Annotated in this window: 14 protein-coding genes; 8 read left to right on the top strand and 6 right to left on the bottom strand. The window is 49.8% G+C overall.

Features of this window, described 5'->3' with window-relative positions:
• Window positions 1-26: 26 nt before the first annotated feature.
• The 3 genes from IEX98_RS20075 to IEX98_RS20065 all read right to left on the bottom strand — a co-directional run bounded on the left by IEX98_RS20075 (window position 27) and on the right by IEX98_RS20065 (window position 2,457).
• Window positions 27-899, bottom strand: a complete 873-nt coding sequence (locus IEX98_RS20075; RefSeq protein ID WP_188890972.1) for a carbohydrate ABC transporter permease — start codon at window positions 897-899, stop codon at window positions 27-29.
• The gene (locus tag IEX98_RS20070; protein ID WP_229692281.1) at window positions 896-1,792 is read right to left on the bottom strand and encodes a carbohydrate ABC transporter permease; all 897 of its coding nucleotides are present in this window, start codon (window positions 1,790-1,792) and stop codon (window positions 896-898) included. Before IEX98_RS20070 ends, IEX98_RS20075 begins: the two co-directional genes overlap by 4 nt.
• 269 nt (window positions 1,793-2,061) lie before the next feature.
• Window positions 2,062-2,457, bottom strand: a complete 396-nt coding sequence (locus IEX98_RS20065) for a winged helix-turn-helix transcriptional regulator (protein WP_188890971.1) — start codon at window positions 2,455-2,457, stop codon at window positions 2,062-2,064.
• Window positions 2,458-2,582: 125 nt separating this feature from the next.
• Between IEX98_RS20065 and ahlS the strand changes: the two genes are divergently transcribed.
• The gene (gene ahlS, locus IEX98_RS20060; RefSeq protein ID WP_188890970.1) at window positions 2,583-3,431 is read left to right on the top strand and encodes an AhlS family quorum-quenching N-acyl homoserine lactonase; all 849 of its coding nucleotides are present in this window, start codon (window positions 2,583-2,585) and stop codon (window positions 3,429-3,431) included.
• A 75-nt stretch (window positions 3,432-3,506) separates the two neighbouring features.
• On the opposite strand, the gene IEX98_RS20055 is transcribed toward ahlS, so the two are convergent.
• Window positions 3,507-3,854 carry a hypothetical protein gene (locus IEX98_RS20055; RefSeq protein ID WP_188890969.1) on the bottom strand — a complete coding sequence of 116 codons (348 nt, stop codon included), beginning with the start codon at window positions 3,852-3,854 and terminating at the stop codon, window positions 3,507-3,509.
• Window positions 3,855-4,005: 151 nt separating this feature from the next.
• Between IEX98_RS20055 and IEX98_RS20050 the strand changes: the two genes are divergently transcribed.
• The 5 genes from IEX98_RS20050 to IEX98_RS20030 all read left to right on the top strand — a co-directional run bounded on the left by IEX98_RS20050 (window position 4,006) and on the right by IEX98_RS20030 (window position 11,402).
• A complete protein-coding gene (locus tag IEX98_RS20050) occupies window positions 4,006-4,533 on the top strand; it encodes a PadR family transcriptional regulator (protein ID WP_188890968.1) in 528 nt (175 codons plus the stop codon).
• On the top strand, window positions 4,530-5,333 hold the full coding sequence (locus IEX98_RS20045; protein ID WP_188890967.1) for a CPBP family intramembrane glutamic endopeptidase: 804 nt from the start codon (window positions 4,530-4,532) through the stop codon (window positions 5,331-5,333). The genes IEX98_RS20050 and IEX98_RS20045 overlap by 4 nt, the downstream gene beginning before the upstream one ends.
• 118 nt (window positions 5,334-5,451) lie before the next feature.
• Entirely contained in the window at window positions 5,452-6,405 is a 954-nt protein-coding gene (locus IEX98_RS20040) for a DNA-3-methyladenine glycosylase family protein (RefSeq protein ID WP_188890966.1), read from the top strand.
• A 103-nt stretch (window positions 6,406-6,508) separates the two neighbouring features.
• Entirely contained in the window at window positions 6,509-9,433 is a 2,925-nt protein-coding gene (locus IEX98_RS20035) for an S-layer homology domain-containing protein (protein ID WP_188890965.1), read from the top strand.
• 193 nt (window positions 9,434-9,626) lie between these two features.
• On the top strand, window positions 9,627-11,402 hold the full coding sequence (locus IEX98_RS20030) for an ABC transporter substrate-binding protein (protein ID WP_229692280.1): 1,776 nt from the start codon (window positions 9,627-9,629) through the stop codon (window positions 11,400-11,402).
• A gap of 35 nt (window positions 11,403-11,437) precedes the next feature.
• Here IEX98_RS20030 and IEX98_RS29265 read toward each other — a convergent pair whose 3' ends face one another.
• Complete coding sequence (locus IEX98_RS29265) at window positions 11,438-11,749, bottom strand: LysR substrate-binding domain-containing protein (protein WP_229692291.1); 312 nt, start codon at window positions 11,747-11,749, stop codon at window positions 11,438-11,440.
• Window positions 11,750-12,338: 589 nt separating this feature from the next.
• Here IEX98_RS29265 and IEX98_RS20020 point away from each other — a divergent pair.
• Window positions 12,339-12,578 carry an alpha/beta fold hydrolase gene (locus IEX98_RS20020; protein ID WP_308421814.1) on the top strand — a complete coding sequence of 80 codons (240 nt, stop codon included), beginning with the start codon at window positions 12,339-12,341 and terminating at the stop codon, window positions 12,576-12,578.
• Window positions 12,579-12,759: 181 nt separating this feature from the next.
• Window positions 12,760-13,257: a DinB family protein gene (locus IEX98_RS20015; protein WP_188890964.1), complete on the top strand. Its 498-nt coding sequence runs from the start codon at window positions 12,760-12,762 to the stop codon at window positions 13,255-13,257.
• Window positions 13,258-13,280: 23 nt separating this feature from the next.
• On the opposite strand, the gene IEX98_RS20010 is transcribed toward IEX98_RS20015, so the two are convergent.
• On the bottom strand, window positions 13,281-13,490 hold the full coding sequence (locus IEX98_RS20010; RefSeq protein ID WP_188890963.1) for a hypothetical protein: 210 nt from the start codon (window positions 13,488-13,490) through the stop codon (window positions 13,281-13,283).
• Window positions 13,491-13,519 lie beyond the last annotated feature (29 nt).

Genomic DNA, 13,519 nt, shown 5'->3' with positions numbered 1-13,519 from the left:
AATTGGCTTAAAGCTCTATGTGGACTTTACTTGATGCCAGTCAGCACGATGCCTTCGACAAAACGTTTTTGCGCGACGGCGAACAACGCAACAATCGGAAGAACCGACAGCAATGAGGCTGCCATCATCAGGTTCCAAGGCGCAATCCGGAACTTCGACGACAGCATGGCTGCCATCCCGATCGGAAGGGTGAAGTTTTCCTGCGAATCCAGATAAAGAACCGGTGCAAGCAAATCATTCCAGCTCCAGATAAAGGAAAAGATCGCAACCGTAGCAAGCACTGGACCTGCGAGCGGAAGCGTCAGCTTCCAATACAGGCCGATCTCCCGGCAGCCGTCGATTCTTCCCGCATCATAAATCTCATTGGGAAGATTGGAGAAAAACTGCCGCAGCAAAAAGATCATGTAAGCGGAACCGAAAAACGCTGGCAGTATTAATGGGAGAAGCGAGTCATGAAGCCCCAGCTTCGTAAATAGCAAAAATTGCGGAATCATAATCGCCGGATAAGGCAGCATAAGCGTGCCCAGCACCAGCATGAACATCAGCTGGCTTCCTTTAGCCCGGTATCTGGCGAAGCCAAATGCGACGAAGGAAGAGGAAAGCACCGTACCGATAACAGTAGCAATAGAAACGATCAGACTGTTGCCATACTGCCTGCCGAATTTAATCTCGTCATTAATGAACAGCTCTTTGAAATTTCCCCAAGCGAATTGCTCCGGAATAACGGTCGGAGGAAAGACGAGCATTTCCTTCGTCGTCTTCAATGAGGTCGATATCATAAAGCCAAAAGGCAAGATCATGGCGATCGTAACAGCTAACAAAATAATGAACCCGATAATCGGGGCGATGTCGAGTTTTGTTTTTTTCTTCGGTTGACCGGCGTATGCAGGCTGGCTCATCGTTCGCTCCCTCCTTCGTAGTAAACGTAACGGTTCGACAGCTTCATAATGGCGTAAGTTATAATCATGACCGCGATCAGAAGAATCCACGACATCGCCGATGCATAGCCGTAACGGAAGTTTTTGAACGCATTGACGTAGATGTTATAAACGTAGAACCAAGTCGAGTAGTTCGGACCGCCTTGTGTAATCGTGTACGCTTGCGTAAACACTTGGAAGGATTCGATCAAGCCCATAATGAGCTGAAACAGAAATACCGGCGAGATCAGCGGCAGCGTTACGTTCCAGAAGGAACGAAGCCGTCCTGCGCCATCCAGTTTTGCAGCCTCCAGCAAGCTGCTTGGTACACCCTGCAGTCCGGCCAGGAAAATAAGCATGCCTGCTCCCATTCCCCAGAACGACATGATGATCAGCGCCCAAATGGCATAATTCTCATCGAGAAACCAAGCGATTGGCTCTACTCCGAAAATAGAAAGCACGTAGTTGAACAGCCCGGCTTGCGGATTAAATACCCAGAACCACAGCAATGCCATGGATACACCGGAAATCATGCTCGGAAAGTACATCGCCGTCCGGAAAAAACCGCGAAATGGAATTTTCTGATTGATTAGAATCGCGAAAAACAAAGAAAGCAGAAGTGTTAACGGTACGCTGATGAACGTGTACTTCAACGTTACCTTGATCGAATTCCAGAACTGCTCGTCTTGGAAAAGCTCCTGATAGTTGCCTGCTCCGATAAACTTCGGCGCGTGGATGATATCATATTCCGTGAAGCTGTAGTAAAGAGAAGCCATGACCGGGAATAGTGCAAATAAGACAAATCCAATTAACCATGGTGAAATGAAAAAATAAAAATTCCTTCCCTCACGCCGGCTTTCTTTCGTTGACCTCACTCAAGGGTCCCCCTTCTTCGTACGGGTAGGTGTCCTGCTTTATCCCATAAGTTTAAGCGCTTTAACTTATAGAATAAAAAAATAATACCAATTTCTTCGATTATGAATACGGTTACTGCAATGTTCTAACTTTCGCGAAAGTTAAAGCGGTTAAACTTTGTGATCATTATAATATGAATTCTGTTCGATTGACAAGGGGATTTTTTACTTTTTCCTCCACGGTTGGAATCGCATTCAACCAGATATGAATGCGACTCCCTTCATTACCGCTAATCCATAGAATCTTTGTTGTACGTAAAATCATACTGCATTCTTGCCGCCTCGACATGCATATAATTGTCTCTTCCCCATTGCCGCAGCTCCCTCATCGGGCGCAGCAAAGTCTGGCCTAGAAGCGTAAGCGAATATTCGACCATCGGGGGCACGGACGGCGTAATATGACGCTGAACAATGCCATCACGCTCAAGCTTTCGCAGCGTTTGCGTCAGCATTTTTTTGGAAATACCTGCAATTCTTCTCTCGATTTCACCGTAACGTATACTTCCGTTTTCTATGGCATAGATCACGAGCGCTGTCCATTTATTGGATATAATTTCAATTACTTTGCTGTAGCCGCATACGGCGAGCGAGATGTCGGGTTGTTTGGTTTTAGCAGAAGCTGTCATTTTCAATTCTCCCTCCTATGCACTTTAAAGTTCCCTGTACACCTTAAAGTGCCTACTTACGCAGTTTTAGTTTATGCATTATTGTATGGCTATATCATCGTCAAATACAAGGGAGGCCGCTTCGCATGTCAACGATTATTAAACCTCGTCCAAAGCTGTATGTGCTGGACAACGGGCGTATGAGCATGGACAAAAACTGGCTGATTGCTATGCATAATCCAGCAACGATAAGTAACCCTAACGCCCCCGCGGAATTTGTAGAATTCCCAATTTACACCGTATTGATCGACCATCCGGAAGGGAAAATTTTATTCGATACCGCCTGCAATCCGAATTCGATGGGCTTTGAGGGCCGGTGGTCCGAAGCCACCCAGAAATCGTTCCCTTGGGTCGCTGGCGAGGAATGTTACTTGCATAACCGGCTTGAACAGCTCCGTGTAAGGCCTGAAGAAATCAAGTACGTCATTGCTTCTCATTTGCACATGGATCATGCCGGATGCTTAGAGATGTTCACGAACGCTACAATTATCGTCCACGAGGATGAGCTGAACGGTGCGCTGCAAAGCTATGCCCGCAATGAAAAGGAAGGAGCTTACGTATGGGCAGACATCGATGCTTGGATCAAGAACCAGCTGCAATGGAGGACGGTCAAGCGGCATGAAGATCATCTGAATCTGGCTGAGGGCATCCAAATCATTAACTGCGGCAGCGGTCACGCTTGGGGCATGCTGGGTTTGCATATCGAAATGCCGGAAACAGGCGGAATTATCCTCGCTTCGGATACGATTTACACAGCAGAGAGCTATGGACCGCCTGTTAAACCGCCAGGGGTTATTTATGACTCCGTCGGTTACAGGAATTCGGTTGAAAAAATCCGCACGCTGGCTCATCGGACAAGCTCGCAAGTTTGGTTCGGACATGACGGCAATCAATTCAGCCAATTACGTAAATCAACCGAAGGCTATTACGAATAATGCCTTACAAGTGAATAAAGCCCCTTTTTCGGCAGAGCAAGTCCTACACCTGAAAAAGGGGCTTTGCTATGGGCATTATTTCTTGTCTACATGCAGCAGTGATACGCGCTTCAACGAATAGGTGTCTTTAAGCCTTTCCTCGGGAACGACGTTCAGCTTTACAAGACTCGCGACCTTGGAGGCATCGGCCTTCGATAGCAGGCGCCAGACTTCCGGATCGGGGAGTGCCTCATACAGCTTATCGTCGTCATATTCCTTCCGCTCCTGCAAGACGAGCTTCACCCGATAGCCCTTCGTCTCCAGCTCGGATAATTGCTGCTCTTCGCAATGATTCAATATTTCGGCCCGCAGCTCGCCGAGCTCCTGCTCCAGCTCTTTTTGCTTTTGCTTCAACTGATAATACCGCCTCACGGCCTTGTCCACTAACGCTCACTCTCCTTTTTTAGCCAATTTATGCCGCCGGCGCCGATTTAAGACGATTTCCAAAAAAACCGTTGACGACAAATCCAAAAAATGCTAAATTACATATATCAAATTGATATATCAAATCGATATATGTTAGGGGCGTTCTAAAGTGGTTGAAACGGTTAGCCTAGGCATACTGATGCAGGGCAAAATGAGCGGCTATGATATTAAAAAAATAGCGGAGCAATCGGTTAGCCTTTTTATCAAAATGAGCTACGGAAGTCTTTATCCCGCTCTCAAGCGGCTCGTCTCCGCCGGACACTTAATTGAAGAAGAAACAAATGACAGCAAGAACAAAAAGCTGTACGCGATTACCGAGCAAGGCCGGAGCTATTTCATGAACTGGCTGCGTGAGCCGCTGCAGGCAAATAAACGGGAGCATTTGCTCAAACTATTTTTCTATGACTATTTAGATGAATCCACCCGGTTGCAAAACTTGCGGGCTTTCCAGCACACCTTGCGAAGCGGCATCGCCCAGATGGAAGCCGTTCAAGGCATCGTATCAAAGGAGCTGGAGCAGATTCCTAACAAAGACGACTATTACTACCGGGTATCTGTCATGCATTATGGCTTGCAGTTTTTTCGGATGGAGCATGATTTCTTCAGTAAAATGATCGAAAAGGGAGAATGGCAATGATGGAAAACTTGAATGAATTGAAGTGGAAAAGACCTTATCTCACGATTGTTCTCATCGAACTGGCGCTCATTGTTTTCATTGCCGGAGGCAGTGCATACGCTTCGATTGCTGAATGGACCCACCCTCTTGCTCCATTTCTCGGCTTTATCCCGATTGCTGTATTCCTTATATGTTTCTTTTCCGTGAAAAAACGGGGACGGCAATATTTCTTTAGCGGCGGTTTAACCAAGCTTACAGCCAGACAATGGCTGGACTTTGCGCCGCTGCTGCTTATTCTTGCCGTTCTGCTCATTGCCAACCGCGGCTTTGAAGCTGCTCCGTTCTCTTTTTTCGCCTACATGCTCCTATCCCAGCTGTTGCTGGTCGGCTTTGTCGAAGAATCGCTCTTTCGCGGCATTATGCTGCGGGTGCTACTGTCCAAAGGAACGGGCTTCACCGTCATCGTCTCCAGCTTCTTCTTCGGCGTGACTCACGCTCTGCAAGCACTGGGCGGGCAATCGGCCGAAGATACTTTGCTGCAAGTCGCTTACGCCTTTCTGCTGGGACTGCTGCTCGCCTTGCTCGTTGTGAAGCATCGCACGATTTGGCCGGGCATCGTCTTTCACGGCTTGCATAACTTTCTCAATTTCACGGGCCACACACCGGCCACTCATCTCTACGACTATTTCGTCCTTCTCATCCTTGCCGTCTGCGTGGTATATCACTTGATCACCGGCCGAAAAAGTATTTCGTTCAAAAAGCCAGAAGCGGTTTCCAGCTCTGATGCGAACAGAATGCATACACAACTCGCTGCTGAATAATCAGAAGCTGCTCACAGACTGCTCTATCCCATAATAGGATCGCAAGATTTCGAAACTGCGAAAGCTTTTTTTATGGTAAAACTACTATATAAGAATGTTCGCAGAGAAGAGGATCAAGATGAACAATAGCCTTTCATATACAGTCTCGCCGGATGGCAGGGAACTCTATTTGCCGCTTCCCGAGCCTTTCAGCTTTACACAAAATGTGAGTTATTTAGCGCGTGCTGCAGGCGAATGTATGCACCGGGTAGTAGACGGACGAATCCGCAAAGCCATACCGGTAGATGGAGAAACCGAAGGGGACAGCTCCTTGTCCGTCGTTGTCGAGGTATTCGAGGAACAGCCCGGCAGGCTGAGCGTAAGGTTTCTTGCGCCCGAAGAGCCGCCGTCTGAGCTAGTACGAGATGCGGTGGCCCTCTACACGAGAGAGTGGTTTGACCTGGATACCGATCTGGCACCCTTCTACCATATGGCAAGCAAGGACCCGCTGCTGGAGCTGCCGATTAGAACGCACCACGGCCTGCGTACGATTGGCATACCCGATTTATTCGAAGCGCTTTGCTGGGGCATTATCGGTCAGCAAATCAACCTTCCGTTCGCCTACACGCTGAAGCGGCGGTTCGTCGAGCGGTACGGACGATCGCTTGAATATAACGGGGAATGCTACTGGCTGTTCCCATCTCCTAAGGATATTGCCGCATTGCCGGTAGAAGAGCTGACCGAGCTGAAGATGACAACGAAGAAAAGCGAATACTTGATCGGTGTAGCCGGCCTCGTCTCAAGCGGGCAGCTAACAAAGGAGAAGCTGCTTGGCGCCGGAGATTTGAAGCAAGCGGAAAAAATGCTCGTCAGCATTCGCGGTATCGGGCCATGGACCGCCAACTATGTGTTAATGCGCTGCCTGCGGACGCCTTCCGCCTTTCCAATCGATGACGTTGGCCTGCATAATGCAATCAAGCATGTGCTTGGCATCGACCGGAAGCCTACGAAAGAGGAAATCGTGAAGCTGTCTGCCAATTGGACAGGCTGGCAATCCTATGCCACCTTTTATTTATGGAGGCTGCTGTATTAAATAAAGCACCTTTATGTCGAAATTGCTCAGAATTGGTTCAGAGCGTTTTAATAAAATAGAGCCGGAACTATTTCACAACTTTGAATAGGAAAGGAACTCTCATATGAAACGTTCTTTATCTTTATTAATGGCATTAATGCTTCTGCTTGCCAGCTTTCCTGCTGCCAAAGCTTGGGCAGTTCCCCCGACTCCAAGCGCATTTATTAGTGCTGCGCTTCAAGACGCAAGGGCACTTGCTTACCATGACGGCTATATTTATGCAGCACAGCGGGAACCGGGCGGAATTTTTCGCATTTCGGTCGAGACAGGTGAAGTCACGAAAGTGCTGAACAGAGGCTATATTATGACGGTTGCCCTTAACGAGGCCGGAGATCTGTTCTTCACAACGGACAACTATGATCAAAATATTTATAAAATCAGCAGCAGCGCACTCACCAATTTCCCCCTCCCTGCAAATAGCGCGACCCCCTACTACAATACGGGATTTAATTTTGTATATGGCCTAGCTTTCGACGCAGCAGACAACCTTTATTTCACAGACTACACGACCAAAGGCATCTACAAGCTGGCATCGGGAGCATCGGCCGCAACGACGGTCATCAGTGGCCTCTCGTCACCGGTAAAAGGAATAACGATAAGCCCCGCAGGCAATCTATACGCTATTGACGATAGAAGCAACAAGATCTTTCGTATTGCCAGCGAGCATTTAACGGCTGGGGCCGTAGATGCCTCCAAATTTGAGCTATTTAAGAACGCTCAGCTTCAACCAAGCGGCATCGCTTACTTGCCAAACGGCAAAGCGTATAAAGCTTACGGCTCGTCGGTCAGTCAATTCCCCGAGCTTGATGAACAAGTTCTCGATACAGTAAAACCGGTCATTACACTTATCGGCTCTTCAACCGTTCTGGTCAGAAACGGGACAGCCTTCCATGATTCTGGCGTAACGGTAACCGATAATGTCGATAACGATCTGACAGCGGCAGTCACTTACAGCTTGAACGGCGCTCCGTTGCCAGCTATCGATACAACGGTGCCAGGCATGTATACGATTACCTATTCTGCAACTGATGCAGCTGGCAATCAAGCTGTTGCAGTGACGCGGACCGTCATTGTTAATGAAGACAGCTCCAACCTGGCCTACGGTGTTCCGGTTACAGTCGACAAGGGAACTATCAGTGGTGAAATTACTCAGTTGACCGACGATTCGCTCCATACAGGCTGGACTGGCAGTCCAACTGATGCGCCATGGACGATTACGCTCGATATGGGAGAAAACGCGCTTTATAACGAAATCCTCGTTACCGATTCCGTCTACCTGCAATCCTATGAAGTAAAGGTCAGCGACAGCCCGAACGGACCGTTCGCAACCATCCCGGGCACGATTTACGCAGCTCCCGTTACCCATACGGAAGGACCCTACGACGGTTATACGACAGATTCGGTTTCTTTTCCCGAAGCGATCACGCAGCGCTACATTCAGATCGTGATCCATGCAGTAGGAGAAGACGGCAGCTTGGGGCCTGATCTTCAAGAGATTAAAGTATACAATCAGCCTAGAATTCCAGAGCCGTCTCCAGAGCCTAGTACGGAGCCAACACCGGAGCCTAGCTCCGAACCGACTCCGGAACCTAGTACAGAGCCAACGCCGGAGCCTAGCTCCGAACCGACTCCGACACCAACTCCAGAACCGACTCCGGCTCCTGGAGGAACGGGGGGAAGCTCCACTCCGTCCAGCCAGACAGAGCAGATTTCAGTTCCAGTAGATGGCGGCGACAACAACCAAATCTCAGCCGCAACTATCATTCGTACCACTGGGGCTGATGGAAAGAAAAAAGACGAGGTTACGCTGTCTGCCGGCAACGCCCGTGAAATTGTGGAGAAGCTCACAGCAGCAGGCCTTCATACCGCTCGTGTCGTTATCCCCGATACGAAGGACGAAGTGGTCCAAGTTAACGTGAACCTCCCTGCCGGAGCTGTGCAGCAGCTGGCAGAAGGACATATTAATCTGGAGATTCACACGGCGGGTGTGAGCCTGATCATTCCTTACAACTCGCTGACAGGTCTGACCCGTGATACGTACTTCCGCATCATTCCAATTAAGAATCAGGCGGATCAGGATCAGGTTAAAGAACGTGCGGTTAAAGAAGAAGCGGTCAAAACAGTGCTCGGTGACGGCAGCCTTCAAGTCATTGGACGTCCGATGACGATTGAGACCAATCTGTCATCCCGTGCCGTAAGCCTGTCATTGCCGCTGCCAGCTGCACAGATTCCTGCTAATGAGAAAGAGCGCCAGCAATGGCTGGACAACCTTGCCATCTTCATTGAGCATAGCGATGGCGAACGGGTCGTCATTAAGCCGGAAATCGTAACCGATGCGGCAGGACAAACCCATCTGCAATTTAACGTTACGAAGTTCAGCACCTTTACGATCCTTCATTTGAGCAACTGGTCGTTGTATCAGAAGCAGCACAGTTCTTATATTAACGGATACGCTAACGGCTCCTTCAGACCGGAGAAAAGCGTTAGCCGCGCCGAAATCGCCGCGATGCTGTCGCGAATCGGTGCCGGGGAGGATAACACTGTTGCACCTGTAATCTTCTCAGATGTAGCTTCGGGACATTGGGCCTTCCAAGCCGTCTCGCTTATTCAAACCTCCGGCTTAATGAAGGGCTTCTCAGACGGCACGTTCAAGCCAAATGCCGAGCTGACTCGTGCTGAAATGGCGGTCATTGTAAGCCGCTGGCTGAAGCTTACTAACGAAGGCAATACAGCAGCAGCGAAAGATGTTCAAGGCCACTGGGCAGAGAGCTCAATACGTCTTGTCATCCAAGCGGGCATGATGACTGGCATGCCGGACGGCTCCTTCAAGCCGAACCAAGCATTAACCCGGGCGGAAGCCGTTGCTATATTCAACCGTGTACTGGGCAGAGAGCCGCTTCCGGCTTCCACTAAGCCAACATGGACGGATGTGCCGTCCTCCCATTGGGCTTTCGGACATATCGAAGAAGCTTCGCGCAAAACAAACTAATTGCTAGCTTCACACTAGATGCATCTGCTGCAAGGAGGAAGGCTTCAAGCCTCGTCCACCTTGCGGCAGGTGCATTTTTAATTCAATGACCAGCAACGGACCTCCTATCTGATTCGGATGGAAAGAATGCCGGGGTGGCTGTAAAATAAATAGAAAACGGACCTGACATAAAGAAGAACTGGAGGCCGGACGGATGCAGCCCTTTGAGCATTTCATCATGCTAGCCCATCAATTAAATTCCCATGAGCAGCTTGAGGTTCCCCGCGAAGTCACTCTAGAGCAAGTCGCCGATGCGCTGCATTGCACGCCCCGCAACGCGAAGCTCGTCTTGCGCAAGCTAACGGACGCCGGCTTAATTACTTGGCAAGCAGGACGCGGAAGAGGAAATCGCTCCAAGCTTGCTTTTCTCGCTGGCAAAACCCATATTTTAATCGAGCTGTCCCGCCAATACGCGGAAAAGGAAGAATACAAGCAAGCGTTTGAGCTTTTGCAGCGATATGATGCAGGGACGCAGGCGATCGAAAGCTTCACGGAATGGCTCTCCGGCAGCTTCGGCTTCGGCAAAAGCCGCGGGGAAGGGAATGAGACGGTGGATACACTGCGCCTCCCTCTGTCCCAGCCGATATTGACGCTGGACCCTTCGGAATGTTTCTACAGCTTGGAATCACATATGGTACAGCAGCTCTTCGACCCGCTCGTACGCTACGATGCGGCGGAAGACCGTATCCTCCCGCAAATCGCCCATACTTGGGATTCCAGCGAGGATGCAACCCTATGGACATTCCATCTGCGCAAAGGCGTGTTTTTTCACAACGGAAAGGAGCTCGGCGCTGAGGATGTCGTTTTTACCTTCAAGCGAATGCAGACGGGCAAACGCAACAGCTGGCCGCTCCGCTTCCTTATTGGCGTAGAAGCCGCATCCCCGCGAACGGTTCGTTTCAAGCTCGCCAAGCCGAATCGGATTTTCCCGCGCTTTCTGTGTCTGAACGCGCTATCGATTCTGCCGCTGGATTATGCGGGCGAGAACGAGAAGCAGTTCTGGAAGCAGCCAATCGGAACCGGCCCTTTCCAGCTAGCGGAATGGACAGACGAACGATTCGTCTTGCATGCCAATGCCCGCTATTACCAAGGCCGGCCGCATCTGGACAGCGTCCATATCGTCTTTATACCAAGCTCTGCATCAGCCGATCAGGCGCTTTGGCAGCAGCTGCTCTACGACCCCGGCAAGCAGGAGGACGACTTAGAGAGCTGGCAAAGCACCGTATCTAAGCATTGCTGCACCAGCCTGCTGTCCTGGAATATGAATAAGCCGGGACAGCATCAATCGGCTGACTTCCGCCGAGCCGTGGATCTTATCCTGAACCGGAGTCAAATGCTGCGCGAGCTGGGCGGCTACCGGCTCCATATCGCCAGAGGTTTTTTCCATGATGAGCAAGCAGAAACAGAACTGTATCGATACGATCTGGAGGAAGCTAGACGGCTTCTCGCCGATTACGATGGCACGCCATTGTCGCTCGGCACCTATGGCAAACATCTGCAGGATGCGGAATGGGTTCAGCAGCAATGCGCCGTCGTCGGCATTCCGCTTCATATCCGCTATGAGCAGATGGACCATATTCAGGAAATCCCGGTCATGAACGAGATGGATATCATCCTTCATGCCGTCGTCTTTCCCGAGGAAGAAATCTGCATGATTGAAAATTATGAGCAAGCGGGCAGCTTCACGAAACAATTTCAAACGCCGGACTGGCATGAATACGTCAGGGAGCATGTCGATCAGGCGCTGAACTGTGACAGCTCTGCCGAGCGCTGGCGGCTCTTAACCGACATTGAGACCCGTCTGAGGGACGATGCACATGCCCTGTTTCTCCTTCATTCGCGCTTCCAGTCCTACTTCTCCCCTTCTTATCGAGGGGTAGGCATCAACTCGCATGGCTGGATTGACTTCAAAGAAATATGGCGGACCTGAAAAAAACTACTAAAACCCTTCTGAGAACCGAGGAATCAAAAAGCTAGCTGCAGCTCTGAATTCGGTTCAAGGTTTCCCCTAATGGCATCCATTAGCAACAATGATACCTTCCCCAGGAAGTTTTTATTTTTATAAACGAAGCCTATTGTGACAACAGGATTCAAATCGGCGAAGGGTCTGATGACTACAGAGCCCGCCTGTTCCAGACCCGAGTACATTGGAACAACTCCGACGCCGAAGTCTGCTTTAATCATTTGTTGAATCACAAATAAGCTCCCAACCTCAATGCAAGAAAAATCATTTTGTCCGGTTGGACAAAATGCCGTTTCCCAGAGCTCCCGGTAAATACAAGTCGGAATCCCGACCGGCCAATGGTTGATTCGTGTTTAACATAATCCCTAATCGTTCCTCGATCAAGGCTCAAACTCCAGTGTTGGATTCGCCGTTGGAGCCGAGCAAACGCCGAAGTCCAGTTCGCCGTTCCGAACCCTCTCTGCGATCGCTCTGCTGCCGCTAACTTCTATAGTCAACTTTTTCACGGCTTTGGGTGCAATTACAATCGGGTTGGCATCCTTTATTACACCACCGCTGATGACAACGGCACTTCTTCAGCGTCATGTCCCTCACAGCCCTATGCAGCATGCTTAATCTTTATGGCGATAGCCGCCGTGTTGGCCGGGTTGCACGGACAACAACAACGAAAGCTAGAAATCCGTAATTTGCCTCTCAGCAGCTGAAAATAATTAGTTTAACTATGACAAGAGTTGTCACTATTTGCGATTAAGATGGATTCGAGGGAGAACCGTTGATTAGAGAGGAGAATCAATTACATGTTGAATTCCGGACATAACCGATCCGCCACAAGGAAATTTTTTCACTCGGGAAATCTTCGGCTTTCCTACCTTGATTTTGGCGGTGAAAGCGAACGCGCTTATCATGCTGCATGGGTATATGGCGAGTGCTAGATCCTTTTCAGAGTTGGCCGTGCGATTCCAAGATTGGCGGGTTATTTCTCTGGATCAACGAGGGCACGGTTGGAGCGATCATTCTCCAGGCAAGGAATACGCAAGAGATGATTATGTGAATGATCTCCTGAACCTCGTCAGGTCGGAGCTTGGAGGGCGACCTGTTACTATCCTAGGGCATTCCTTGGGCGGATTGAACGCTTATCAATGAAAGAGCGAAGACCTAATACTAAGCTTATAGTGTTCGAACAATGCGGTCACGGTGTCCACGCCGATGATTTAAACGGTTATTTCCATGCCGCAAACGAGTTTCTTAGCCAGAATAGCAAGTAATAAGAATAGAAACCGGGACAAAGTTTCCAATGAATTTTGTCCAGGAAAGGGATGAGAAGATGTATACCACAGTTGAAGATTTGATTGCCGAATGGAAGAACGAGGCCGTGTTAACCCAGAGAGTATTGGACGAGTTGACAGATGAATCGCTTTTGCAGCAGGTATATCTGGAGGGGCGTACGCTCGGAAGAATTGCTTGGCATATGGTTACGAATATTCCTGAATATTTAACTGAGTTCGGAGTCCCCGTACCGAAAGTGTCAGCTTCGAATGAAGTGCCGTCCTCAAAAGAGATTGCGGAGGTCTTTCATGCGGTAAGCGCTCATGTCGTCCATGCACTTCAAGAGAATTGGACGGACGAAACGTTGAAGCAAACCCAAAAAGCGTTCGGAAGAATAGAGTCCAACGCGACGATCTTCATGGGATTGATCAAACATATCGTTCATCATCGAGGTCAGGTTACCGTCCTGATGCGGCAAGCTGGGCTGTCTATACCTGCAGTATATGGTCCCTCCAAGGAAGGCTGGGCACAATTAGGAGTCTTGCCACCGCTTTGAAGGTTAGGGGTGCGGCCGCCGCTTCACCTCTTCCCCAACAAGCGAGCAATCAGCACCCCCAGTCTGCGCCGCCATCCCGTGCCCCGAGCCGCTGCCTCTTGCTGCACACAGGCTGCGCACGGGCAAGCGGCCGTTCTGCTCTCCTGAATGAGTGCCGCTTTGTGCGCCAGCTCCTCGAGCTCCGCTTGTCTATACCCGGCAAGCTTCTCAGCCGCATAGTAATGATCCCTCATCGCCATTTCCCCTTTCGGATATTCCCGCT

The organism is Paenibacillus radicis (ex Gao et al. 2016), assembly GCF_014641555.1.
Lineage (GTDB): Bacteria > Bacillota > Bacilli > Paenibacillales > Paenibacillaceae > Pristimantibacillus > Pristimantibacillus radicis.
Note: the sequence above shows the minus strand (reverse complement) of the source record. Positions and strands in the feature narration are given on the sequence as shown.